The sequence below is a fragment of the Thioalkalivibrio sp. AKL17 genome, from assembly GCF_000377885.1.
Lineage (GTDB): Bacteria > Pseudomonadota > Gammaproteobacteria > Ectothiorhodospirales > Ectothiorhodospiraceae > Thioalkalivibrio > Thioalkalivibrio halophilus.
Genome location: NZ_KB898766.1, coordinates 289,518 through 312,938, shown reverse-complemented (window position 1 = coordinate 312,938; position 23,421 = coordinate 289,518). Strand labels below are relative to the sequence as shown.

Annotated in this window: 22 protein-coding genes; 5 read left to right on the top strand and 17 right to left on the bottom strand. The window is 67.9% G+C overall.

Features of this window, described 5'->3' with window-relative positions; translation table 11 throughout:
• Positions 1 to 23 precede the first annotated feature (23 nt).
• The 4 genes from D577_RS0107600 to D577_RS14350 form a co-directional block, all read right to left on the bottom strand.
• Positions 24 to 1,217 carry an efflux RND transporter periplasmic adaptor subunit gene (locus tag D577_RS0107600; RefSeq protein ID WP_026288969.1) on the bottom strand — a complete coding sequence of 398 codons (1,194 nt, stop codon included), beginning with the start codon at positions 1,215 to 1,217 and terminating at the stop codon, positions 24 to 26.
• Between the two features lie 61 nt (positions 1,218 to 1,278).
• Positions 1,279 to 3,642 carry an FtsX-like permease family protein gene (locus tag D577_RS0107595; RefSeq protein ID WP_018946914.1) on the bottom strand — a complete coding sequence of 788 codons (2,364 nt, stop codon included), beginning with the start codon at positions 3,640 to 3,642 and terminating at the stop codon, positions 1,279 to 1,281.
• A gap of 9 nt (positions 3,643 to 3,651) precedes the next feature.
• Complete coding sequence (locus tag D577_RS0107590; protein WP_018946913.1) at positions 3,652 to 4,395, bottom strand: ABC transporter ATP-binding protein; 744 nt, start codon at positions 4,393 to 4,395, stop codon at positions 3,652 to 3,654.
• Entirely contained in the window at positions 4,392 to 4,568 is a 177-nt protein-coding gene (locus tag D577_RS14350) for a hypothetical protein (RefSeq protein ID WP_018946912.1), read from the bottom strand. The genes D577_RS0107590 and D577_RS14350 overlap by 4 nt, the downstream gene beginning before the upstream one ends.
• A gap of 246 nt (positions 4,569 to 4,814) precedes the next feature.
• Between D577_RS14350 and D577_RS0107580 the strand changes: the two genes are divergently transcribed.
• Positions 4,815 to 5,747, top strand: a complete 933-nt coding sequence (locus D577_RS0107580) for a carbohydrate kinase family protein (protein ID WP_018946911.1) — start codon at positions 4,815 to 4,817, stop codon at positions 5,745 to 5,747.
• Between the two features lie 234 nt (positions 5,748 to 5,981).
• Positions 5,982 to 6,437: a CZB domain-containing protein gene (locus D577_RS0107575; RefSeq protein ID WP_029681198.1), complete on the top strand. Its 456-nt coding sequence runs from the start codon at positions 5,982 to 5,984 to the stop codon at positions 6,435 to 6,437.
• 26 nt (positions 6,438 to 6,463) lie between these two features.
• Here the strand turns inward: D577_RS0107575 and D577_RS0107570 are convergent, their stop codons facing one another.
• Both D577_RS0107570 and recQ read right to left on the bottom strand, forming a co-directional pair.
• Positions 6,464 to 7,210: a DUF3581 family protein gene (locus D577_RS0107570; protein WP_018946909.1), complete on the bottom strand. Its 747-nt coding sequence runs from the start codon at positions 7,208 to 7,210 to the stop codon at positions 6,464 to 6,466.
• Between the two features lie 26 nt (positions 7,211 to 7,236).
• On the bottom strand, positions 7,237 to 9,138 hold the full coding sequence (gene recQ / locus D577_RS0107565) for a DNA helicase RecQ (protein ID WP_018946908.1): 1,902 nt from the start codon (positions 9,136 to 9,138) through the stop codon (positions 7,237 to 7,239).
• 102 nt (positions 9,139 to 9,240) lie between these two features.
• On the opposite strand from recQ, the gene D577_RS0107560 reads away from it, so the two are divergent.
• The 3 genes from D577_RS0107560 to D577_RS0107550 are packed head-to-tail and all read left to right on the top strand — an operon-like array spanning position 9,241 to position 13,891.
• A complete protein-coding gene (locus D577_RS0107560; RefSeq protein WP_018946907.1) occupies positions 9,241 to 11,058 on the top strand; it encodes an ABC transporter ATP-binding protein/permease in 1,818 nt (605 codons plus the stop codon).
• Between the two features lie 33 nt (positions 11,059 to 11,091).
• Positions 11,092 to 11,532, top strand: coding sequence for a rhodanese-like domain-containing protein (locus D577_RS0107555; protein ID WP_018946906.1), 441 nt, complete (start codon positions 11,092 to 11,094; stop codon positions 11,530 to 11,532).
• 25 nt (positions 11,533 to 11,557) lie between these two features.
• Positions 11,558 to 13,891 carry a bifunctional diguanylate cyclase/phosphodiesterase gene (locus D577_RS0107550; RefSeq protein ID WP_018946905.1) on the top strand — a complete coding sequence of 778 codons (2,334 nt, stop codon included), beginning with the start codon at positions 11,558 to 11,560 and terminating at the stop codon, positions 13,889 to 13,891.
• A 5-nt stretch (positions 13,892 to 13,896) separates the two neighbouring features.
• Here the strand turns inward: D577_RS0107550 and arfB are convergent, their stop codons facing one another.
• From arfB to ilvB, 11 genes are all read right to left on the bottom strand, one after another.
• Positions 13,897 to 14,319, bottom strand: coding sequence for an alternative ribosome rescue aminoacyl-tRNA hydrolase ArfB (arfB, locus tag D577_RS0107545; RefSeq protein ID WP_018946904.1), 423 nt, complete (start codon positions 14,317 to 14,319; stop codon positions 13,897 to 13,899).
• Positions 14,320 to 14,327: 8 nt separating this feature from the next.
• Positions 14,328 to 14,633, bottom strand: coding sequence for a hypothetical protein (locus D577_RS0107540; RefSeq protein ID WP_018946903.1), 306 nt, complete (start codon positions 14,631 to 14,633; stop codon positions 14,328 to 14,330).
• A 35-nt stretch (positions 14,634 to 14,668) separates the two neighbouring features.
• On the bottom strand, positions 14,669 to 16,261 hold the full coding sequence (locus D577_RS0107535; protein ID WP_018946902.1) for a peptide chain release factor 3: 1,593 nt from the start codon (positions 16,259 to 16,261) through the stop codon (positions 14,669 to 14,671).
• 92 nt (positions 16,262 to 16,353) lie between these two features.
• Entirely contained in the window at positions 16,354 to 17,151 is a 798-nt protein-coding gene (locus D577_RS0107530; protein ID WP_018946901.1) for a tetratricopeptide repeat protein, read from the bottom strand.
• A gap of 131 nt (positions 17,152 to 17,282) precedes the next feature.
• Positions 17,283 to 17,762: a ribosomal protein S18-alanine N-acetyltransferase gene (rimI, locus tag D577_RS0107525; protein WP_024328755.1), complete on the bottom strand. Its 480-nt coding sequence runs from the start codon at positions 17,760 to 17,762 to the stop codon at positions 17,283 to 17,285.
• Positions 17,763 to 17,812: 50 nt separating this feature from the next.
• The gene (locus D577_RS0107520) at positions 17,813 to 18,556 is read right to left on the bottom strand and encodes a uracil-DNA glycosylase (RefSeq protein ID WP_018946899.1); all 744 of its coding nucleotides are present in this window, start codon (positions 18,554 to 18,556) and stop codon (positions 17,813 to 17,815) included.
• Between the two features lie 14 nt (positions 18,557 to 18,570).
• The gene (pssA, locus tag D577_RS0107515) at positions 18,571 to 19,377 is read right to left on the bottom strand and encodes a CDP-diacylglycerol--serine O-phosphatidyltransferase (RefSeq protein ID WP_018946898.1); all 807 of its coding nucleotides are present in this window, start codon (positions 19,375 to 19,377) and stop codon (positions 18,571 to 18,573) included.
• Positions 19,374 to 20,045, bottom strand: a complete 672-nt coding sequence (locus D577_RS0107510) for a hypothetical protein (RefSeq protein WP_018946897.1) — start codon at positions 20,043 to 20,045, stop codon at positions 19,374 to 19,376. The genes pssA and D577_RS0107510 overlap by 4 nt, the downstream gene beginning before the upstream one ends.
• A gap of 42 nt (positions 20,046 to 20,087) precedes the next feature.
• Positions 20,088 to 21,104 carry a ketol-acid reductoisomerase gene (gene ilvC, locus D577_RS0107505; RefSeq protein WP_018946896.1) on the bottom strand — a complete coding sequence of 339 codons (1,017 nt, stop codon included), beginning with the start codon at positions 21,102 to 21,104 and terminating at the stop codon, positions 20,088 to 20,090.
• 31 nt (positions 21,105 to 21,135) lie between these two features.
• The gene (gene ilvN, locus D577_RS0107500; protein ID WP_018946895.1) at positions 21,136 to 21,630 is read right to left on the bottom strand and encodes an acetolactate synthase small subunit; all 495 of its coding nucleotides are present in this window, start codon (positions 21,628 to 21,630) and stop codon (positions 21,136 to 21,138) included.
• A 16-nt stretch (positions 21,631 to 21,646) separates the two neighbouring features.
• Positions 21,647 to 23,365 (bottom strand): biosynthetic-type acetolactate synthase large subunit, encoded by a 1,719-nt coding sequence (gene ilvB, locus D577_RS0107495; protein WP_018946894.1) that lies wholly within the window; start codon positions 23,363 to 23,365, stop codon positions 21,647 to 21,649.
• Between the last annotated feature and the right edge of the window lie 56 nt (positions 23,366 to 23,421).

Genomic DNA, 23,421 nt, shown 5'->3' with positions numbered 1-23,421 from the left:
GCCCGGACTCAGCACACCCGCATTCAGTCGGGGGCCACCCGGGCCCCCGCCTCCACATGATCCCCGGGGCGGGTCACCACCCGGTCCCCGGCCTCCAGACCCTCGCGGATCTGCGTGGTGAAATCGCTGCGGCGGCCGGCCTCGACCCGGCGCGGCTGCGCCCGGCCTTCTTCCACCACGAACACCGCCCATTCCCCGTCCTCGCGGAACAGGGCACTGGTGGGGATCTGCAGCACGTCCTCGCCTTCCCACAGCAGGAACTCGGCCTCCACGTGGTAGCCCACCACCAGCCCCGCCTTGCGGGCCTCTTCCGCATCCACTTCGAGCAGGACCGGCACGCGCTGCTCGTCCACCCCCAGCGCCGAGGTCCGCGTGAAGCCCGCCGGCCGCAGCCGGCGCACCCGGGCCTCCAGCGCCTCATCGCCACCCCAGTCGATCAGACGCACACGCATGTCCGGCGTTACCCGCACCGCATCCATCGACAGCAGGTCCACCTGCACCTCCAGATCCGCCGGATCCCCGAGCTCCAGCACCGGTTCGCCGGCCACGACCGTGCCCTCGCAGCAGCGATGCCGGTGCAGCACCACGCCGCCGGCCGGCGCACGCACGGCCAGCGATTCGGCTTCCTCCTCGCTGCGTTCGCCGGTGGCGATGTCCAGGATCACCCGCGCCGCCTCGACCTCGCTGCGAGCGACCTCCACCGCCGACTCGCCTGCCTCCACCGTCGAGCGGGCGCGATCACGCCGGGTCTCCACCCGCTCCAGATCGCTGGCGGACACCGCCCCGTCCTCGAACAGTTCGCGGTGACGCCGGTACTCCGACTCCGCCAGCCGCGCCTCGGCCCGCAGATCCTCGAGGCTGGCCCGTGCCCCCTGCAGACGCGAGCGTGCCGCGGCCAGGTGCTCGCGGGCCTGCTCGCGCGAGCGCGCATCCAGCCCCGGCGCCGGCAGCGGCTCCATGCGGAACAGTTCATCGCCGGCGGCTACCGCATCGCCCTCTTCCAGGTGCACGCGATGCAGGAATCCCGCGATGGGCGCGGACACCTCCCAGGTATCGCGCAGCCGCGTGCGCCCTTCCTCGCGCAGGGTCTCCGTGAACGGCCCGGACTTCACCTCACTGACCGCCACCGCGACCGGCCGCGGGCTCAGCGCCCACACCAGCGCTGCGGCACCCGCCAGCACCACCAGTCCCGCCGTGATTCGCTTCTTCAACACCATTTCCTCAGTCTCGCAGATCCCGCGCCCCCGCGCCGCAGACGAGCGTTCCGGACACCGGGGGTCATTCCGCGGCCTTCAGGGCCTGCACGCGGTCCAGGCCGCGCAGCCGGCGCAGGATCAGCAGGCCGGACAGCGTGGAGGCCACAATGATCCCCAGCGCGGCGAAGCCGTACAGCTGCGGCGTGATGATGAACGGCAGGCGCACGAACTCGAGCGTCAGGGCCTGGTTCAGCAGCCAGGCGAACCCGGTACCGCTGGCCCAGGCCACCGGGATGGCGGCCAGGCTGACCAGCGCGATCTCGCCCAGCAGGACCCAGCTGACCTGCGCCCGCGAATACCCCAGCACCTCCAGCGTGGCCAGCTCGCGTTCGCGCTCGGCGTACGCGATACGGGCGTTGTTGTAGGTCACCGCGAAGGCGATCGAGCCGGCCAGCAGCACGAATACCGCCGCGAACGCGAGCACCGTTTCCTCCATGTATTCGCGCACATTGGCCTCGGCCTCGCGCACCCGCTCCACGCTGGCCACCTCGGGTTGTTCGGACAGCGAGGCATACAGCGCGTCTTCGTATTCGGAGTCGACCAGCAGCCAGGCGCCGGTCACCGCCGGGCCCTCGCCCTTCAGCCGATGCAGCGCGTCGCGCCGGATATAGGCCCCGGTACCCATCGGCTCGTCGACCACACCGGCCAGCTGTGTGGTCACGCTGCGCCGACGTCCCTCCAGGAACTCGATCTCCAGCGCATCCCCCGCCTCCAGCGCCAGCTGGTCGGCGAGATAGTCGGTCAGCACCACGCCCGCGGCGGGCAGGCCGGTCTCACCGACCTGCGCAGAAGGCACCCGGCGCAGGTGCGGCTCCGGATCCATCCCCAGCAGCCCGATGCGTTCGCTGCGCGCCCCGGCATGCAGGCGCACCGGCGCACTGCGCCAGGTCTCCACCGCCAGCACGCCCGGCTCGTGGCGCAGTTCCCCCGCCACCCGCGGCGGCACCGGATCGGTGAACGCCACGTCGACATCCATCTGCAGGGTCACCCGGTACTGCTGGTCGATCATGTGTCCCACCGCCTGCAGCTGGTAGGCCCCGATCAGCAGCAGTCCGCCGGACAGGCCGATCCCGATCACCGACGCCAGTGCCTTGAGCCGGTGGCGCGCGAGATTGCGCAGGATGATGCGGGAGGACTGTCCCAGACCCCGCATCAGCGCCGAACCCTCCAGCCAGCCGCGGCGGAAGCGTTCCGGCGCCGGCGGACGCATCGCCTCCGCCGGCTGCATGCGCACCGCCTGCCACACCGCCTGCAGGGTGCCCAGCAGGGCCGCGACCATCGCCACCCCCACCGCCAGCAGCACCAGCCATCCCTGCAGGCGGAAGTTCAGCTCCGGGAAGCGGAAGTACTCCATGTACAGGTCGACCAGGGCGTGCGCGGTCCACGCCCCCAGGGCGATCCCCGCGACACTGCCCGTCAGCACGATCAGCGTCGTCAGCAGCACGTAATGCCACGCGATCGCGAGGTTGCCGTAGCCGAACGCCTTGAGGATCGCGATCTGGTCGCGCTGCCCGCGGATGATGCGCCCCATCACCACGTGCAGCAGAAACGCCGAGACCAGCAGGAAGATCGCCGGCACCACCACCGCCATGATGCCCAGCTGCTGGATCTCCAGGGTGACGAACTCGTGCGAGAACAGCTCGTCGCGGCCATGGGCGCCGGTGCTGCCATAGCGCGCGAGGGCAGCGTCCAGCGCGTCGATCACCGCCGCGCGGTCGGCATCGCGCTGCAGGCTCACGCTCAGGCTGTTGAACGCCCCTTCCATGCCCCAGGCGGCAGCCAGCGCGCTTTCGTTCATCCACAGGATCGCGTAGCGCTCGTAGTCCGGCATCAGATGCCCCGGCGAGACCTGGTAGACGAACTCCGGTGACAGTGCGATGCCGCTGACGCGCACCTCGACCAGTCGCCCCCCGATGATCAGCCGCAGCGTATCCCCGGCAACCAGCCCGTGGGCCTCGGCAAAGCCGTCGCTGACCACCACCTCGTCGGAGCGGGCCCGTTCCGGCAGGCGTCCCTCGCGCAGGTGCAGCTGGTTGAGGGCCGGCTGGCGCCCGTCCGGCAGCGACAGCACCTGGCCACGGATCGGGTCGTCGAAGCCGTCCAGTTCCAGCCGCGCCGGCGCGCGCACCCGCGGCTCAACCTCGGCCACCCCGGGGATCTCGCGCAGCGGATCGGCGATCCGCCGCGGGGCCCGGTTCACCTCGGCGAAGACATCGGCAAAGTGGCGCTCGGCGTAGAAACGTTCCTGCGTCAGGCTCAGTGCGTCATGGCCCATCACCGAGAACACCAGGGTCAGCACCCCGCTGGCGATGACCAGCGCGATCGCCGCCGCCTGTCCGCGCAGCCGGGCGAGATCGCGAAGGACCTTGAGATGCAGGGTGCGCACGGGTACGCGTCACCACCGCAGGGTGGCCGGGTCCGCCCGCTGCGGGTTCTCCTCGATGGCATCGACCCGGCCGTCGCGCAGATGGATCACCCGGTCGGCCATCTCGCCGATGACCGCGTTGTGGGTGATGATCGCGACCGTGGTGTTCAGACGCTCGTTGATGTGCGCCAGCACCTCCAGCACGCGGATGCCGGTCTGCGAGTCCAGCGCGCCGGTGGGCTCGTCGCACAGCAGCACCGCCGGCTGCTTGGCGATCGCGCGGGCGATGGCCACACGCTGCTGCTCGCCGCCGGACAGCTGCGACGGGAAATGATCCATGCGGTCCTCCAGCCCGACCAGCGCCAGCGCCTCCTCCGGCGGCATCGGATCGCGCGCGATGTCGGTGACGATGGCCACGTTCTCGCGCGCGGTCAGGCTGGAGATCAGGTTGTAGAACTGGAACACGAAGCCGACATGGTCACGGCGAAAGGCCGTCAGCGTGCGCTCGGAGGCCTGTGCCAGGTCCTGGTCGCGGTAGCGCACCTCGCCCTCGGACGCGGTATCCAGCCCGCCCATGATGTTCAGCAGCGTCGACTTGCCGGAGCCCGACGCACCGAGCATCACCACCAGCTCGCCGGCGTAGACCTCCAGATCCACCCCGCGCAGCGCCCGGATGGTGACCTCCCCCATGCGATAGACCCGGGTCACCCCGCTCGCATGGAAGATGACCTCGCGCCGGCCGAAACCGGCGGCCGGGGCCGGGATGGCGTTCATCCCGGAATCGACGTTACCCGCGCCACCGGGGCCGGAGGTTCGGCCGCCGGGGCCGCCCCGCTGTCCGGCGCACCCGGCAGCAGACCGCCGCCGTTGCCGTCCAGACCCGCCGACCACAGGCTCAGCAGCAACAGCAGGAGGATCAGGATCGGGATCAGGATGCGTGGTTTCATCGGACAGGCCCTCGCTCGCGGCAATACCCCAATGCTGCCACAAAGGCCCCCACATGGCGGCGCCCCGCCCCCCTCATCGCGAGTTGCGCGAGACCCCGATTTGTTGTTTTGCGCCCAAATATTTACCCTGTGCGCACCGTCCGGCCCGCCGCAGACGCGCCGCGCACCCCGCAATCGCGCGCCGCAGGGCCGTTTTGACGCCACATCGGCATCATCCGAACCGCTTCAACAACGCAAGGAGTCAACATGTCCGCTCTGATCTGTGGGTCCATGGCCTACGACACCATCATGGTGTTCCCCGACCGCTTCAAGAACCACATCCTCCCGGACAAGGTGCACATGCTGAATGTGTCCTTCCTGGTCCCGGACATGCGTCGCGAGTTCGGCGGCTGCGCCGGCAACATCGCCTACAACATGAAGCTGCTGGGCGCCGATCCGACCGTGATGGCCACCGTGGGCGGCGACTTCGCCCCGTACGCCGACTGGATGGACAAGCACGGCATCTCGCGCAAGTTCGTGAAGGAGCTGCGGGACACCTACACCGGTCAGGCCTTCATCACCACCGACCAGGACGACAACCAGATCACCGCCTTCCATCCGGGCGCGATGGGCTTCTCGCACCAGCAGAAGGTCACCGACGCCGACGGCATCAAGGTCGGCATCGTCTCCCCGGACGGCCGTGACGGCATGATCGAGCACGCCCAGCAGTTCGCCGACGCCGGCATCCCGTTCATGTTCGACCCGGGCCAGGGTCTGCCGATGTTCGACGGCGACGACCTGAAGCGCTTCATGGAGAACGCCACCTATGCGGCGTTCAATGACTACGAGGCGCAGCTGACCGCCGATCGCACCGGCATGAGCATGGAGCAGCTGGCGGAGATGGTGGACGCGATGATCGTCACCCGTGGCGGCGACGGCTCCGACATCTACACCGGCGGCAAGAAGATCACCATCCCGTCGGTGGAACCGGCCGCGATCAAGGACCCGACCGGTTGCGGCGACGCCTACCGTGCCGGCCTGCTGTTCGGCCTGGAGAAGGGCTTTGATTGGGAGACGACCGGCCGCATCGCCTCGCTGATCGGCTCGATCAAGATCGCCCATTCCGGCACCCAGAACCACCACTTCTCGGCCGAAGAGTTCGCCGACAAGTTCGAGAAGGCCTTCGGCTACCGCTACTGAGGCAGCCCCTCACCGGATCCGGCCGCGATGGCCGGATTCCGGCGAGCTTCCGGCCCGGGCTCCCCTTGGGGGACCCGGGCTTTTTTGGGCCCGAGGGTCCCGCCCCCCGGAGAACATGCAGGCGCGTGCAACATGAATGCACGCCTATTCCTTCAATAATCAAATGGACTTTGCTAGTGTGGGATCAATTTCCGGCCTTCGCCCGGAATCGTGCTCATTGACGAGGACAACGACATGGAAAAGCAGGAAGTCCTGGACCGTCTGCACCAGGCCAAACGTGCCCACCTCGCCTGGGTCGGCCGCGCCGAACTTCTCACCCAGGGCGTACCGGTGGAAAAGGATCAGATCCCCGTGCTGCACACCGACTGCCCATTCGGGCAGTGGTATTTCAGTGACGGGCAGGCGCTCAACGATTTTCCCGAGTTCGAATCGATCGACGAGGCCCACCGCCACCTGCATCAGGCGTACGCCGAGATCTTCAAGCTGGTCACCGAGGAAGAGAACGCCTCGATGTTTTCGAAACTGCTGGGTTTCGCCCGGCGCCAGCACGAGCGGAACGAACCGCTGATCCGGATGCACATGGAGGCACTGGAGGAGGCCTCGCGCAGCGTGGTGCACCACCTCGACGCGCTGGAGAGGAAAATCCGGGAGATGGAAGAAGAGCAGTTCGCGGAGGCGGTGCGCGCCTGAGGCGGCACCGGCGGCCGCCCGGATTCTCAGGCGGTCGCCGACCCCGACTGCGCCCAGGCCGCCTTCCAGCCCTCGTAGTCCGCGACCAGCTGCTCGACATCGGCCTCGTCGAACGGCCGCAGGCCACTCAGGACCAGGTGCTTGCTGCCACGGGCGACCACCGCACCGTCGGTCACCAGTTCGTAGTCGAGCCGGATCTCGCCGCGCTTGCCATTGACCGTCATGACCGCGTCCTTCAGGCGCGGTTCGGGCCGCGCGTCCGCGGCCGCCAGCGGTTCGGGCAGCTCGAACCCCATGCGCTCGTACATCACCAGCGGGCGTTTGGGGTTCACCATCACTTGATGCTCGCGCATCAGCGGCACCAGCACGTGCGGAAAATTCTGCCCGGAGAACGACACGTAGCTGCGGATCAGCGACTCGATCGCGGCCGGGTCATCGACCACCGCTCCCGAACGCTCGATCTCGACCACGCTCTTGCCGTTTTCGTCGGTAATCGCCACCTGTTCGCCGGGCGTCTCCGGGAAATATACCGGGGCGTTACCACCCACCATGCCGGTAAAGCGAAAGTTCATCGAGGCACTGGCGCCCCAGGCGTCCAGCGCCAGGGCGAAAAGCAGATCACCGGGTACGCAGAACCGCCGCGAATCGGCGTCATGGATGGGGTTGAAGTCCCCGGCCACGGCCTTGGCAAACCGGCTCCCCTGCTCCGGGGTCACCACGAGCTGCCCGTCCTGATAGCGGTAGAAATCTTCCAGAAATGATATGCGGGTCACTCGACTCTCCCCGAACTTCGTTCTCGTTATTCCCGGACTTCCAGTCCCAGGTGTTCGCGGATCGCCGCCAGAAAGGCCTCGCCGTAGCGATCCAGCTTGTGCTGCCCGACCCCGGAGATGCCCAGCAGCTCATCGGGGGTACGCGGCATGCCGGCCACCATCTCCAGCAGGGTGGCGTCGTTGAAGATCACGTAGGGCGGCACGCCCTGGTCCGCCGCGAGTTTCTGACGCAGCCTGCGCAGAGTGTCCCACAAGGCCCGGTCTTCCGCATCCAGACCGGCGACCGAACGCGCCGTCTCGCGGCGCGAGGCGGGCGCGGGACGCCCCCCGGCGGCGGCCTCGTGGCGCAGATGCAGGGCTTCCTCGCCACGCAGTACGCCGCGGCAGGCGGGATCCAGCCGCAGCCCGCCGTAACCCTCGGGATCCAGACGCAGCAGGCCGCGCGCCAGCAGCTGGCGCACCATGCCGCGCCACTGGCGCTCATCCAGTTCGGTTCCGATCCCGAAGGTGCTCAGCCGGTCGTGGCCGAGGCGGGTGAGCCGCTCGCTGCGGCTGCCGCGCAGGACCGCAATCACGTGACCGGCGCCGAAGCGCTCGCCGGTGCGGTAGATGCAGGAAAGCAGCTTCTGCGCCGCCACCGTGGCATCCCAGGTGGCCGGCGGGTCCTGGCAGTTGTCGCAGTAACCGCAGGGCTCGGGCAGGGTCTCGCCGAACCACGCGAGCAGGGCCTGACGGCGGCAGGTGGTCAGTTCGCTGAAGCCCAGCATCGCCTCCAGCTTCTGCTGCTCGATTCGCTGGCGCTCCTCGCCGGCATCCGAGTCCTGCAGCATCTGCCGCAGCGTGACCACGTCCTGCAGCCCGTAGAGCATCCAGGCATCGGCCGGCAGCCCGTCGCGTCCGGCACGGCCGGTCTCCTGGTAGTAGCCCTCCAGGCTCTTGGGAAGACTCAGATGGGCGACAAAGCGCACGTCCGGCTTGTCGATGCCCATGCCGAAGGCAATGGTCGCGACCATCACCACGCCATCCTCGCGCAGGAAGCGACGCTGGTGCTCGGCGCGCGTCGCCGCCGGCAAGCCGGCGTGATAGGGAAGCGCGGTCACGCCGCGCGCCGCCAGCCATTCGGCGGTTTCGTCCACCTTGCGCCGCGACAGGCAGTAAACGATGCCCGCCTCGCCCGGGTGTTCCTCGCGGATGAAGCGCAGCAGGCGCTCGCGCGGCGGGCCGGACGATCCGTCGGCGGCCCCGACCCGGTAGCGGATGTTGGGCCGATCGAAGGAACTGACAAACATCCGCGCCGACTCCAGGCGCAGGCGCTCGCGGATCTCCTCGCGCGTGGGTTCGTCCGCGGTGGCGGTCAGGGCGATGCGCGGCACCGACGGGAAACGCTCCGCCAGCACCGCCAGGCGCCCGTACTCGGGACGGAAATCGTGCCCCCACTGGGATACGCAATGCGCCTCGTCGATCGCGAACAGCGCCAGCTCCAGCCCTTCCAGGCGATCCAGCATCCCGGGGGCGAACAGCCGTTCCGGAGAGAGATAAAGCAGATCCAGCTCCCCAGCATGCAGCGCCGCCAGCACGCCGCGCGCGGTGGCCTCGTCCTGCCCCGAATCCAGCCCGGCCGCGGCCACGCCGTTCTGCCGCAGGGCCTGCACCTGGTCCTGCATCAGCGCGATCAGGGGCGAGATGACGATGGCGCAGCCACGCCGCGCCAGTGCCGGGATCTGGTAGCAGAGCGACTTGCCCCCTCCGGTGGGCATCAGCACCAGGGCGTCGCCGCCCCCGGCGACATGCTCCACCACCGCCTGCTGCTGTCCGCGAAAGGCCTGGTAGCCAAACGTCTCGCGCAGGATGGTTTCCGGGGCGCTTCCCTGCGCCGGTGTTGCTGCGGTCTGATTCCCTTCCACCGGACGGTCCACCTGCGTTGCCATGAAGCTGTTCAGACTGCCCCAGGCCCCGCGCCGGGCGCAAGAACGGGCAGCTTCCCGGTGTGCATAGTAGGCTACGCGCTCCCTTCATCCGGGTGACTTTCCATGCGCGGTTTCGGCTCTTCGGTCCACGACGCCCCCGACAACGCGGTCAACTGGCGCATCATCCGCAGCCTGCTGCCGTATCTGTCCGAATTCCGCGGACGGATGTTCCTGGCGCTGGGCCTGATGGCCCTGGCCAAGCTGGCCACCGTGGCCGTGCCGGTGGCCCTGAAGTACATTGTCGAGCACTTCGAGGACGCCGGGGCGGAGGCGCTGGTGACCGTGCCTGTGGCGCTGGTGCTGGGCTACGGGCTGCTGCGCTTCGGCGGGACCTTCTTCGGCGAGCTGCGCGACGCGGTGTTCGTGCGCGTGGCGGAGCGCGCGATGCGGCGCGCCTCGCTGCGGGTCTTCCAGCACCTGCACCGGCTGGAGCTGGGGTTCCATCTGGCACGCGAGACCGGCGGCCTGGCCCGCGACATCGAGCGCGGCACCAGCGGCATGAGCTTCCTGCTGCGCTTCATGGTGTTCAACATCCTGCCGACGCTGATCGAGATCCTGCTGGTGGCCGTCATCCTGCTGTTCGCCGTGGGGCCGGTGTTCATGTTCACCGTGCTGATCGCGGTGGCGGTCTACGCAGCCTTCTCCATCTGGATCACCGAGTGGCGCACGCGCTTCGTGCGCGAGGCCAACCAGCGCGACAACGAATCCAATACCCGGGCGATCGACAGCCTGCTCAACTACGAAACGGTCAAGTACTTCGGTAACGAAGATTATGAGGCCGAACGCTACGACCGCGGACTGGCGGCCTGGGAGCAGGCACGCACGAAGAACGTGCTGTCGCTGGTGCTGCTGAACTCCGGGCAGGCCCTGATCATCGCGGTAGCCATCACGGTGATGATGCTGCTCGCCGCCGCGCGGGTGGCCGACGGCTCGATGTCGCTGGGCGACCTGGTGATGGTCAACGCCTACATGATCCAGCTGTTCATTCCGCTGAATTTCCTCGGTTTCGTCTATCGCGAGATCCGTCAGTCGCTGGCCAACATCGAGCGCCTGTTCGGGCTGCTGGAGAAGCCCGTGCAGGTCGAGGACCGGCCGGATGCGCCGGACCTGGAAGTCGGCGCCGGGCACGTGCGCTTCGAGCACGTGGATTTCCACTACCAGCCGGAACGTCCGATCCTGGAGGACGTGAACATCGACCTGCCGGCCGGGAAACGGATTGCAGTGGTGGGCCCCAGCGGGGCCGGCAAATCGACCCTGTCACGCCTGCTGTTCCGCTTCTACGACGTTACCGGCGGGCGCATCACCATCGATGGTCAGGACCTGCGCGACGTGACCCAGGCCAGCGTGCGCCGGGCGATCGGCATGGTTCCGCAGGACACCGTGCTGTTCAACGACACCATCCGTTACAACATCGCCTACGGCGATCCGTCCGCCAGTGACGCGGCGATCGAGCGGGTGGCGCGCCTGGCGCATCTGGAAGGGTTCATCGCGCGTCTGCCCGATGGCCTGGACACGGTGGTCGGCGAACGCGGCCTGAAGGTGTCCGGCGGCGAGAAACAGCGCATCGCGATCGCCCGCATGCTGCTGAAGGACCCGCCCATCCTGGTGTTCGACGAAGCCACCTCCTCGCTGGACTCGGACACCGAGAAGGGCATCCTGCAGGCGCTGGACGAGGTCTCCGCGCGCCGCACGACACTGGTGATCGCCCACCGCCTGTCCACGGTAAAGCACGCCGACCGCATCGTGGTCCTGGAGCACGGTCGGGTGGCCGAAACCGGCAACCATCACGAGCTTCTCGCCCGCAACGGCACGTATGCGCGCCTGTGGCACCACCAGCAGTCCGAGGCCGGTGACGCCTCGGAATTCACCGACAACTCGTGATACATTTCTCAAAACTCGTGAACCGCGGTGGCGATGAACCCCCCGATCCTCCTGCTCTGGTGTCTGCTGGCCCTGACGGTTGCGACCGCCGATGCCGATGACGATTACCGGGCCCCGGAATCCATCGCGGACACCACCCGGATCGATGCGGACGACGCCTGGAGACTGTTTCGCGAGGGGCTACCGTTCGTGGACGTGCGGCTGGCCGCGGATTATCGCGCCGGCCGCATTCCCGGAGCCATCAACCTGACCATCATGCGCGACGCCGACGACCCGCGGAACCGCTTCACCCGCGAGGCCCTGCTCGAAGTCGCCGGAGGCCGGGACCGGCCGGTGGTCCTCTACTGCAACGAATTCGACTGCTGGCGCACCGAGGCCGCCATCCGCCGCGCACTGGAATGGGGCTTCGACGACCTCCACTACTTCCCCGGTGGCTACCCCGAGTGGAGCCGCCGGAACTACCCCTTCGAATGAGACGGAGTCCGGAGCGGAGGCGCGGGTGATTCGGCTGCGAACAGCGATTGCTCTGGCTGTTTTCACCGGCCTGGCCCTGCTGGCTGCCGCGCTGGCTACCGGCGCCCATCTGGCCCTGCAGCAGGCGGACCAGCGGCTCGACCGCTTTGCCATGGAAACCCAGGAAGCCGCCTGGCAACAGGTGCTGGAGGCCGAACTGCAGGCGCTGCGCAGCGAAGCCACCGCGGTCACCCGCAACCGGGCGCTGCGCGAGGCGCTTGCCGGCGACGAACCGGTGGCGGGCTATGCCGACCCGCTGCACAACCGACTGACCGCCGCGGGCGTCGCCAGCGGCCTGGTCATTTATGACGCCGACGGCGAACGCCGCTTTGCCTCCGTTCTCGAGGATTCCACCGAGTGTCCGCTGGCTCGTGCCACGCTGGACGACGGCCGCATCCACCAGGGCCTGCACCGTACTCCGGAGGGGCGTTATTTCGCCGGCCTGACCATCCCGCTGTACGACCAGGGACAGCTGGTCGGCGTGGTCGTGCCGCTACAATCGCTGGGCGGGTCCGCCCTCGACACCCTGGCGGGCAAGGCGGATACCCGCGCGGCGCTGCTGGACGCCGGGGGGCGGGTGGAACACACCGCACCCGCAGCGGCCCTGCCCAACCCCGGCCCCATGCTGAACCGGGCCGCGACCCGACGGACGACCACGGGCGGGCACCATGAACTCGCGGTACATCTCCCCCTGACCCCGTTCGGCCGCGAGGAAGTCACGGGCAACGTTGTGGTCATCCGCGACATCACCGATTCGGTCACGACCCAGCGCTTCATCAACACGGCGACCCGGGCCGGCGCAATCGTCGCCCTCCTCCTGATCGGCTGGGCGCTGTACTTCTGGCTGGGGCGCGCCCTGCGACCGCTGCGCGAGGCGGTGGCCACTCTCGAGGACGTGGGCCAGGGACGGTTCACCACCCGCATCCGCCGCGATTCGCGGCTGCAGGAAGTCGCCACCCTGCAGGGAGCCACCCTGGATATGGTGGAGCGGCTGCGGCGCATGCTGGAAGTCGAAGAAGACGCCCGCCTCGCCTTTCTCGATCCGCTGACCGGCCTGGCCAACCGCCGACTGCTGCACGAGCGCCTGGACCACGCCATCCGCGCCGCCGAACAGTCCGGGCAGCCCTCGGCCCTGCTGCTGATCGACCTCGACAACTTCAAGACCCTCAACGACACTCGCGGCCATTCGGTCGGCGACCGGCTGCTGACGCTGGTCGCACAGCGCCTGCAGGGGCAGGTTCGCCCGCAGGACACGGTGGCGCGCATCGGTGGCGACGAATTCGTGGTCCTGCTGGAAGAGCTCAAGCCCGACCAGGATCAGGCGGTCGCAGATTCCGGCAAGCTCGCCGCCAAATTGCTGGACCATATTCGGGAGCCGCTGATACTGGACGGGATCCAGCATGTCATCCAGGCCAGCATCGGCGTCACCGTGTTCCCGCAGGGCGGCGACACCAGCGAGGAACTGCTCAAGCAGGTGGATTTCGCGATGTATCAGGCCAAGCATGACGGTCGCGACACAATGCGCTTCTACGACCCGGAGATGCAGCGTCAGCTGCAGCGGCGGGCGGAACTGGAACGGGCCCTGCGGGACGCACTGGATGCCGATGAGCTGCTCCTTCACCTGCAGCCGCAGGTGGACGCCGACGGCCACCTGATCGGTGCCGAAGGCCTGATGCGCTGGAACCCGGGCGACCCCCGGGAGGTTTCACCCGCCGAATTCATCCCCGTGGCAGAGCAGAGCGGTCAGATCCTCGCGATCGGCCGGGTGGCCCTGCGCCAGGCCTGCGAGCACCTGGCCCGCTGGCGCAACATCCCCGGCGCCGAGGCCCTGCAGCTCGCGGTCAATCTCTCCGCTCCGCACCTGCGCGATGCCCGGCTGCTCGACGAGGTGCGCCAGCTGCTGGACGAAACCGGTGCCCCGGCGCAACGCCTGGTCGTGGAGATCACCGAAAGCGTGATGGCCGACGAATCCGAACAGTTAATGACCAACCTGCAGGAGCTGCGGGCGCTGGGCATCGGCCTCGCACTGGACGATTTCGGCACCGGCTACTCGTCGCTCGGTTATCTCAAGAGGTTGCCGGTGACCGAACTGAAGATCGACCGCTCCTTCGTGCGCGACCTCGAACACGATCCGGGCGACGCCGAGATCGTGACCACCATCCTCGCCATTGCTCGCACCATGGGGCTGGAGGTCGTGGCCGAAGGGGTCGAGACGCCCGCCCAGCAGGACTTCCTCGGACAGCGCGGCTGCAGACGTTTCCAGGGCTTCCTGTTCCACCGCGCCATGCCCGCGCAAAGCCTGGAAGCGCTGCTGCCCTGACGAGCTCAGTCGCCGGGGTCGACGCGCCCGCGCAGGGCCTTCCTGCGCCCGCGGCGGGTCTTGGCGTCCAGCCGGCGCAGTTTGGCGGCACGGGGCGGTCGCGTCGGGCGCCGCTTCTTCACCGGCTGTCCGGCCTCGCGCAGCAGCTCGGCCAGGCGCTCCAGGGCATCCTCGCGATTGGCCTCCTGCGTGCGGTACTGCTGTGCCTTGATCACGATCACGCCGTCACGGGTGATGCGCCGGTCGCGCCGGCGCAGCAGGCGTTCGCGATAGACCTCGGGCAGGCTCGCGGAGGCATGGATGTCGAAGCGGAGATGGATGGCGGTGGCCACCTTGTTGACGTTCTGCCCGCCGGCGCCCTGTGCGCGGATCGGCGTCAGCTCGATCTCCGCGTCGGGGATGCTCACATTACCGGAGATCTTCAGCATCGGGAGGCTCAGCGGAACTCGCCGTCGACGATGCGGCCGTCGTCGTCGAGTTCGGCGAAAAAGCGGCTGTTGTCAGTACGGTATTCGTGCGTGGCGATGTCGCCCGGGAGCACCAGCGTCACATCGGGATAGACCCGCCGGAATTCCTCGGGGGTCGGGCGGGTGTCGATGAAGGCATGGAACGGCTCGAGCTCCTCGACCGTTCCCGGCCGCGGCTCGAAGCCGTTGCCGCCGCGCTCCCCGGTCTCCAGCGAGCAGCCCCCCAGGGCCAGAACCATCACGACCGCCAGTGCGGCCCGGTGTCGAAATATCATCGCTGCCTCCAGCGCCGCGCCGCGATCGGCGCGGGTCAGTCGCCCGGCTGTCCGTGCTCGCGGGTGGCGAGGAACCGGATCTCCGGCCATTTTTCCTCGGCCATCTGCAGATTGACCCGTGTCGGAGCGATATAGACCAGATCCCCGGCATGGTCCAGGGCGAGGTTGTTCGCCGCCTTTTCCTTGAACTCCGCCAGTTTCTTCGGATCGTCGCTTTCGACCCAGCGCGCGGTCTGCACGTTCACGTTCTCGAACTGCGCCTCCACCTTGTACTCGGTGCGCAGGCGTTCGGCGACCACGTCGAACTGCAGCACCCCCACCGCCCCCAGGATCAGGTCGTTGTTCGTCAGCGGGCGGTAGAGCTGGGTCGCGCCCTCCTCGCACAGCTCCTGCAGCCCCTTGGTCAGCTGCTTCATCTTCAGCGGATCCTTCAGCTGCGCACGGCGGAACAGCTCGGGCGCGAAGTTGGGGATGCCCTTGAACGTCAGGTCCTCGCCCTGGGTAAAGGTGTCGCCGATGCGGATGGTCCCGTGGTTGTGGATGCCGATGATGTCGCCGGGATAGGCGGTCTCCACGTGTTCGCGATCGGAGGCCAGGAAGGTCAGCGCGTCCGGAACCTTCACGTCGCGCCCGATGCGCACGTGACGCAGCTTCGCGCCCTTGTCGAAGGTGCCGGAACAGATGCGCATGAACGCGATGCGGTCGCGGTGATTGGGATCCATGTTCGCCTGAATCTTGAACACGAACCCGGTGAACTTCTCCTCGGTGGGTTCCACCCTGCGCGAATACGTCGGACGCGGCAGCGGCCCCGGGGCGTACTCGACAAAGTCGTCCAGCAGCTCCTCGATGCCGAAGTTGTTGATCGCCGAGCCGAAGAATACCGGGGTCTGCTCACCGCGCAGATAGGCGTCCGGGTCGAACTCGTGCGAGGCGCCCTGCACCAGCTCCAGTTCCTCGCGCAGCTCTTCGGCCTGGGTCCCCAGGACCTCGTCGAGGCGCGGGTTGTCGAGGCCCTCGATGATCTCGCCGGTGGACTTCTTGCCGCCCTGCTCCGGGTCGTACAAGTGCACCGCATCGCGGCGAATATGATAGACGCCGCGGAAACGCTTGCCGCTGCCGATCGGCCAGGTGACGGGGGCGCACTGGATCTTCAGCACCTCCTCGACCTCGTCCAGCAGTTCGATCGGCTCGCGCCCCTCGCGGTCCATCTTGTTGACGAAGGTCATGATCGGGGTGTCGCGCAGGCGGCAGACCTCCATCAGCTTGATGGTGCGGTCCTCCACGCCCTTGGCCGCGTCGATGACCATCAGCGCGGAATCCACGGCGGTCAGCGTGCGGTAGGTATCCTCGGAAAAGTCCGCATGCCCCGGGGTATCCAGCAGGTTCACCATGCGCCCCTTGTAGGGGTACTGCATCACCGAGGAGGTGACCGAGATCCCGCGCGACTGCTCCATCGCCATCCAGTCGGAGGTGGCGTGGCGCGCGGACTTGCGCCCCTTGACCGTACCGGCGAGCTGGATCGCGCCGCCGTACAGCAGGAGCTTTTCGGTCATGGTGGTCTTGCCCGCGTCCGGATGCGAGATGATCGCAAAGGTCCGGCGGCGGGCGGTCTCGTCGACAAAGGACATCGGTCGGGTCCCGTACGGGGAGAAAGCCCGACATTCTAACGTATTCCGCCCGCCGCATTGGGCGGCGCGGCCTCGCCCACCGCGCAAGCGGTTCAGCGCACGGCGGCCTCGGTGCGCATGGCCGTGCGCTGTTCGGCGAGGCTCTCGCGCGCTGCCGCCAGTTCGGCCTCGCTCATGCGGGACTCCAGGCGTTCCACGTGCTCGGCGTCGTCGCCGAGGCTGTACCAGACCCAGGCCTGGATCCGGTCACGATTCACGCCGCGGCCGGCCATGTGCAGGCGCCCGAGCCCGCGCTGGGCCTGGTCGTTGCCCTGCTCCGCCGCGAGCACGTACCACTCGACGGCGTCGTCCACCGAACGCTCGACCCCGCGCCCGGTCTCCAGCAGGTAGCCCCAGTGATACTGGGCGGAGGCCAGCCCCTGACCGGCGGCGCGTTCGATCCATTCCGCGGCTTCGGCCGGATCGGCCGATTCATCCGCCAGGAGGTCGCGCCCGAGGTGATACTGGGCATCCATGTCGCCCAGTTCCGCCGCGCGACGGTAGTGTTCGCCGCTTTTCTCCGCGTCCACGGGAACCCCGCGTCCGGTGGCATGGAGGTAGCCGAGGAAGTAGTGCGCGCGCGCATGCCCCTGCTCGGCGGCCCGCGCGAACCATTCGGCCGCCGCCGCCGCGTCCTGTTCGGTGCCACGCGCGGTGTAATGGGCCATGCCCACGTCGAACTGCGCGTCACGGTCGCCGCGTTGCGCATTGCGTTCACGGATGCCGAACCAGACGCCCAGCAGTTCCTGCTGACGTTCGGCTTCGTCGTAACCGAATTCGGTGGCCGCTGCGGGGCCGGCGGTGAACACGAGCGGCAGGGCCGCGGCCAGGGCAAGAAGGGACTTTTTCATCACGGCCTCGATACGGAGTCAGTCGTAAGACCCTGAGAATAGACACATGCTGGGGGAACCGCAAAACCGGCGATGCATTTTTGCGCACCCTGACCGCAGAATGCGCCAGGGAAACGCTGATCAGCGTTTCCCTAGGCCCCCGCCGGTTCCTCGCAGCTGCGGCGCAGGACCCAGGCATCCTCGCGGCCGCTGGGAAGCGGGTAGTAACGCGGTCGGGTGCCGATGTGCTCGAAGCCCTCCGACCGGTAGAGCTGCACGGCCGCGGCATTGGACGGGCGCACTTCCAGGAACAGCGCCTCGGCCCTCTCGCCGCATGCGTAGCCCAGCAGACGGCGCAACATGAAACGCCCCAGCCCGTAGCCCTGCCAGCGCGGATCCACCGTCAGGTTCAGCAGATGCGCCTCGCCGGCGGCCACGGTCAGGATCGCATGCCCCACCTGGCGGCCATCCACGGAGAGGACCCAGCCGTCGTAACCGACCTTCAGGCAGTCCTGAAAGATCCGCGCGGTCCAGGGATAGTCATACGCCTGGCGCTCGATCACCATCACGCGATCGATGTCGGCCAGCTGCATGCGCCGCAGTTCAGGTCGGGTTCGGGCTTCGGCACTCATCGGTCATCTTCCCTCGTGCAGGAGTCGCCCCCCCGGATGGAGCCGGTGGTTCAGTCGGTGGCCGCGGACGGCAGGCACGCACGCGCCCGCTGCAGGTCCTCCCAGGCCCGCGCCTTTTCCCGCGGCGAACGCAACAGATAGGCCGGGTGCCAGGTCACGACCAGCGGAATGCCGCGATACTCGTGGACGCGCCCGCGCAGGCGCCCCACCGCGGTCTCGGTCTCCAGCAGCTGGTGCGCCGGGACCCGCCCCAGCGCCACGATGACCTCCGGGGCGAGCGCCTCGATCTGGCGATCCAGGAATCCGCGGCAGGCCCGTGCCTCCTCCGGCTTCGGATCCCGATTGTCGGGCGGCCGGCACTTCAGGATATTGGCGATGAACACATCGTGCTCGCGATCCAGTCCCAGCGCCGCCAGCATGTTGTCCAGCAGCTGCCCGGCCCGCCCGACGAAGGGCTCGCCGCGACGGTCCTCCTCGGCACCCGGGGCCTCGCCGACGAACAGCCAGCGGGCGCCGGTATCGCCCACCCCGAAGACCGTCTGCCGCCGGCTGGCCGCGAGCTCGCTGCAGGCAGTGCAGCCCGCGACTTCGTCACGCAGGGCCTGCCAGTCGATGCCCGTGGCCGGCACGGACGACTCCCGTGGTTCCTGCTCCACGGTGAGGCCGGCCACCGGTTCAGGTGGTGGCTCCGGAGACGCTTCCGGCGCGGCGCCGGTATCCGCCGACGGGCGCGCCCGCCACAACGGGATGCCCATGTCGGCGAGGATGCGCCGCTTGCGCCGCGAGAGTTCCACGCCCGCCTCCCCGCTCAGGCTTGCGGGGCACGGCCGCGGCGCCGATGGCGCTGCCAGCGCACGAGTGTCAGCAGCGGCCCGGACAGCGCGTACACCACGAACCCGGCCAGCAGCATCTTGGGCGGATCCAGGGCCGCCAGCATCAGCGCCCCGACCACGCCCAGCATGGCCAGGAACGGGACCCGGTGGCGGAAGTCCATGTCCTTGAAACTGAAATAGGTCAGGTTACTGACCATTGCCGCCCCGGCGAGCACGGTGATGATCAGCACCGCCACCGCCCCGGTGTCCCCCAGCTCCGCGGCCATGCCGAGGTCCTCGACCACCCAGACGGTCCCCACCAGCAACGCCGCACTGGCGGGACTGGGCAACCCCTGGAAGAAGCGCTTGTCGGTCACCGCCAGGCGACTGTTGAAACGCGCGAGGCGCAGCGCCGCCGCCGTGGCGAAGAAGAACGCGGCCACCCAGCCGAAGTTGCCCAGGTCCTGCAGCTGCCACAGGTACACCACCAGCGCCGGGGCCAGACCAAAGGAGACCAGATCCGAGAGCGAATCGAACTGCGCGCCGAACTCGCTCTGGGTATCGGTCATGCGCGCGACGCGGCCGTCCAGGGTATCCAGCACCATGGCCACGAAGACCGCGATGGCCGCGGTAATGAACTCCCCGTCGATCGCGGAGACGATCGCCAGGAATCCGGAGAACAGGACCCCGGTAGTGAACAGGTTGGGCAGGAGGAACACCCCGCGCCGCCGCCGCGACCGCGGGCGATCATCGTCCAGCTCGTCCTCGCCACGGATGATGTCGGGGTCTTCGTCGGGATTCATTCGGCCAGCTCCACGGCACCGCCCTGATCACCCGGCTCGCGCGGCGGGAGCCCGCCCAGCAGGGTGGTCCCCGCCAGCACGACCTGCCCCGGCCGCACCATCACGTGCGATCCCTGCGGAAGCCACAGCTCCGCACGCCCGCCGAAGCCGGCAAAGCCGATGCGCTTGCCGCGCCCCAGCCGATTGCCGGGCAGCACCTCCACCATGCGGATGAAACGCGGCCAGTGCGTCACGCTGAGAGCCAGGGTCATGCGGTCATCCTCGTCGGTGGCCAGGGCGAACGCAAGCCGACCGGCGAGCTGCAGGTCGGGCTCGCGATCCGATTCCTGCCCCGGCCAGACGCGCTCGCGCACCTCGACCTCCTGCGGGGCATGGATATTGTATTCGCCGAGATAGCGCTGGCGGATGCGGATGCGCTCGGCCTCGCGCCCGGTGAACGGGTCGGTGGTGGTCTCCACCGATTCCACCACGCCGTCGACCGGGGCCACCAGGCCCAGCGCCTGGGCCGGCGCCCGGCGCCGCAGGTCGCGGAACAGGGCCATCAGGGCCAGCATCAGGATGACCAGGAACAGGCCCAGATCCGCCAGCCCGGACAGCAGCGTAATCACCGCCATCCAGGCGGTGACGATGACGAACAGGCGGCCTTCCTTCGCTACCGGAAACAGCATGTCCCCTCCGCGGCCCGCACCCGGGGCCGGTGGTGCCGCGGATCAGTTGCGCGACTTGTCGACCAGCTGGTTGGCCTGGATCCAGGGCATCATCGCACGCAGCCGCTCGCCCACCTGCTCGATCTCGTGGGCAGCGTTGCGGCGGCGATTCGCGGTCATGGAGGGATAGTTGGTGTCCCCTTCCTGGATGAAGCGCTTGGCGTACTCGCCGGTCTGGATGTTGTGCAGGGCCTCGCGCATGGCCGCACGGGATTGCTCGTTGATGACCTTCGGGCCGGTCACGTACTCGCCGTACTCCGCGTTGTTGGAGATCGAGTAGTTCATGTTGGCGATGCCGCCCTCGTACATCAGATCGACGATCAGCTTGAGCTCGTGCAGGCACTCGAAGTAGGCCATCTCCGGGGCGTAGCCCGCCTCGGTCAGGGTCTCGAAGCCGGCCTTGACCAGCTCCACCGCGCCGCCGCAGAGCACCGCCTGCTCGCCGAACAGGTCGGTCTCGGTCTCGTCCTGGAAGCTGGTCTCGATGATGCCGGTGCGGCCGCCGCCGATCGCCGAGGCATAGGACAGCGCGATGTCACGCGCCTTGCCGGAGGCGTCCTGCTCGATGGCGATCAGGTCGGGGATGCCGCCGCCACGGGCAAATTCCGAGCGCACGGTGTGACCCGGCGCCTTGGGCGCGATCATGATCACGTCGAGGTCGCCGCGCGGCTCGATCTGGTTGTAATGGATGGTGAAGCCATGGGCGAACGCCAGGGTGCCGCCCTGCTTGAGGTTGGGCTTGATCTCCTCGCTGTAGAGCTTCGCCTGGTATTCGTCGGGGGCCAGCACCATGACCAGATCGGCGGCGGCCACCGCGTCGGAGACGTCGGCCACCTTGAGGCCGGCTTCCTCGGCCTTGGCACGCGAACCGGAACCGGCACGCAGGCCGACGGTGACGTCCACGCCGGAATCCTTCAGGTTGTTCGCATGGGCATGCCCCTGCGAGCCGTAGCCAATGATGGCCACCTTCATGCCCTGAATGATGGAGAGGTCGGCGTCTTTGTCGTAGTAGAGCTTCATTGCGGTTTCCTTGGCAATCAGTGAAAGGTGTTCAGATCTGGAGCGCGACGTCCCCGCGCGCGATGCCCATGACCCCGGAGCGCACCACTTCCTGCACGGGGAAGGGCTCCAGGGCCTCGAGGAAGGCGTCCAGCTTGGAGCCCTCTCCGGTGATCTCGATGACGTAGGTCTTGCGCGTGACGTCGATGATGCGGCCGCGGAAGATGTCCGCGAGGCGCTTCACCTCCTCGCGATCGCCGGGTTCGTCCACGCTGACCTTGATCATCGCCATCTCGCGCTCGATGTGAGGATAGGAGGTCAGATCGAGCAGCTTGATGACGTCGATCAGCTTGTTCAGCTGCTTGGTAATCTGCTCGACGATCTCCTCGGATCCGCTGGTGACGATGGTCATGCGCGCCAGCGTGGGATCGTCGGTGGGCGCGACGGTCAGCGATTCGATGTTGTAGCCGCGCGCGGAGAACAGCCCCGCGACCCGGGACAGGGCGCCGGATTCGTTCTCCAGCAGGACACTGATGATGTGACGCATACGGAATCCTTCCCTGTCAGACCAGGATCATTTCGTTCTGACCGGCACCGGCCGGAATCATCGGGTAGACGTTCTCGGACTGATCGGTGATGAAGTCCAGGAACACCAGGCGGTCCTTCTGTGCCAGGGCCTCCTTCAGCGCGCCTTCCACGTCGGCCGGCTTGTCGATCCGCATGCCGACGTGACCATAGGCCTCCGCCAGCTTCACGAAGTCGGGCAGCGCATCCATGTAGGACATCGCATAACGGCCCTGATAGAAGAACTCCTGCCACTGCCGCACCATCCCGAGATAGCGGTTGTTCAGGTTCAGGATCTTCAGCGGCAGCTGGTACTGATAGCAGGTGGACAGCTCCTGCATGCACATCTGGATGCTGGCCTCGCCAGTAATGCAGCCCACCGTGGCGTCCGGATGCGCGAACTGCACGCCCATCGCGAACGGCAGTCCCACGCCCATGGTTCCCAGGCCGCCGGAGTTGATCCAGCGGTTGGGCTTGTCGAAACCGTAGAACTGCGCCGCCCACATCTGGTGCTGGCCCACGTCGGAGGTCACGAAGGCGTCGCCGCCGGTCAGCTCCCAGAACTTCTGCACCACGTACTGCGGCTTGATCAGCTCGGAATCGCGATCGTACTTGAGGCAGTCCTGGCCGCGCCATTCGCGAATCTGGTCCCACCAGGCCTTCAGCGCATCGGCGTCCGGCTGGCCGCCGTTTTCCTCCAGCGCGCGGATCAGCTCGCGCAGCACCGGCTCCACCTCGCCGACGATGGGCACGTCCACCTTCACGTTCTTGGAGATGGAGGCCGGGTCGACGTCCACGTGGACGATCTTCGCATGGGGGCAGAACTTCTCGATGTTGCCCGTCACGCGGTCGTCGAAACGCGCGCCGATCGCGATCAGCACGTCCGCATGGTGCATGGCCATGTTGGCCTCATAGGTCCCGTGCATGCCCAGCATGCCCAGGAACTGATCGTCCGAGGCCGGATAGGCGCCCAGGCCCATCAGGGTGTTGGTGATGGGGTAGCCCAGCTTGCGGGTGAATTCCGTCAGCGCTTCGGAGCCGCGGCCCAGCACCACCCCGCCGCCGGTGTAAATCATCGGCTGCTTTGCCGACAGGATCAGCTCGACCGCGCGCCGGATCTGACCGGTGTGGCCGCGGGTCTTCGGGTTGTAGGAGCGCATGTGGATGCTCTCGGGGTACTCGAACTCGCAGCTGTCGGCGGTGACATCCTTGGGGATGTCCACCACCACCGGACCGGGCCGGCCGGTGGTGGCGATGTAGAAGGCCTTCTTGATGGTGGTCGCCAGATCCTTCACGTCCTTGACCAGGAAGTTGTGCTTCACGCAGGGGCGCGTGATGCCCACGGTGTCCACTTCCTGGAAGGCGTCGTTGCCGATCATGCTGGTCGGCACCTGGCCGGTGAACACCACCAGCGGCACCGAATCCATGTAGGCGTCGGCAATGCCGGTGATCGCGTTGGTCGCGCCCGGGCCGGAGGTCACCAGGGCTACGCCGGGCCGGTCGGAGGACTTGGCATAGCCCTCGGCGGCATGCACCGCGCCCTGCTCATGACGGACCAGTACGTGCGAGACCTCGCTCTGCTGATACAGCGCATCGTAGATGTGCAGGACCGCGCCGCCGGGATAGCCGAATACCAGATCGACGCCTTCAGCCTGCAGACTGCGGACGAAGATTTCGGCACCGGTGATGGCGGTGGACGATGCAGAGGTCTCGGACATGACGGTTGTTCCTTACCAGGGGCTGTCGGGCGATCGTGATCCGAGCGGACACGCCG

What these genes read in the sequence shown, in the direction of transcription:
- D577_RS0107540 (WP_018946903.1), bottom strand. Translation starts at nt 14,633, where the DNA reads ATGATATTTCGACACCGGGCCGCACTGGCGGTCGTGATGGTTCTGGCC.
- D577_RS0107530 (WP_018946901.1), bottom strand. Translation starts at nt 17,151, where the DNA reads ATGAAAAAGTCCCTTCTTGCCCTGGCCGCGGCCCTGCCGCTCGTGTTC.
- D577_RS0107535 (WP_018946902.1), bottom strand. Translation starts at nt 16,261, where the DNA reads ATGTCCTTTGTCGACGAGACCGCCCGCCGCCGGACCTTTGCGATCATC.
- ilvB (WP_018946894.1), bottom strand. Translation starts at nt 23,365, where the DNA reads ATGTCCGAGACCTCTGCATCGTCCACCGCCATCACCGGTGCCGAAATC.
- D577_RS0107575 (WP_029681198.1), top strand. Translation starts at nt 5,982, where the DNA reads ATGGAAAAGCAGGAAGTCCTGGACCGTCTGCACCAGGCCAAACGTGCC.
- rimI (WP_024328755.1), bottom strand. Translation starts at nt 17,762, where the DNA reads ATGAGTGCCGAAGCCCGAACCCGACCTGAACTGCGGCGCATGCAGCTG.
- D577_RS14350 (WP_018946912.1), bottom strand. Translation starts at nt 4,568, where the DNA reads ATGAAACCACGCATCCTGATCCCGATCCTGATCCTCCTGCTGTTGCTG.
- D577_RS0107555 (WP_018946906.1), top strand. Translation starts at nt 11,092, where the DNA reads ATGAACCCCCCGATCCTCCTGCTCTGGTGTCTGCTGGCCCTGACGGTT.
- ilvN (WP_018946895.1), bottom strand. Translation starts at nt 21,630, where the DNA reads ATGCGTCACATCATCAGTGTCCTGCTGGAGAACGAATCCGGCGCCCTG.
- D577_RS0107510 (WP_018946897.1), bottom strand. Translation starts at nt 20,045, where the DNA reads ATGCTGTTTCCGGTAGCGAAGGAAGGCCGCCTGTTCGTCATCGTCACC.
- D577_RS0107600 (WP_026288969.1), bottom strand. Translation starts at nt 1,217, where the DNA reads ATGGTGTTGAAGAAGCGAATCACGGCGGGACTGGTGGTGCTGGCGGGT.
- D577_RS0107560 (WP_018946907.1), top strand. Translation starts at nt 9,241, where the DNA reads ATGCGCGGTTTCGGCTCTTCGGTCCACGACGCCCCCGACAACGCGGTC.
- recQ (WP_018946908.1), bottom strand. Translation starts at nt 9,138, where the DNA reads ATGGCAACGCAGGTGGACCGTCCGGTGGAAGGGAATCAGACCGCAGCA.
- D577_RS0107580 (WP_018946911.1), top strand. Translation starts at nt 4,815, where the DNA reads ATGTCCGCTCTGATCTGTGGGTCCATGGCCTACGACACCATCATGGTG.
- ilvC (WP_018946896.1), bottom strand. Translation starts at nt 21,104, where the DNA reads ATGAAGCTCTACTACGACAAAGACGCCGACCTCTCCATCATTCAGGGC.
- arfB (WP_018946904.1), bottom strand. Translation starts at nt 14,319, where the DNA reads ATGCTGAAGATCTCCGGTAATGTGAGCATCCCCGACGCGGAGATCGAG.
- D577_RS0107590 (WP_018946913.1), bottom strand. Translation starts at nt 4,395, where the DNA reads ATGAACGCCATCCCGGCCCCGGCCGCCGGTTTCGGCCGGCGCGAGGTC.
- pssA (WP_018946898.1), bottom strand. Translation starts at nt 19,377, where the DNA reads ATGAATCCCGACGAAGACCCCGACATCATCCGTGGCGAGGACGAGCTG.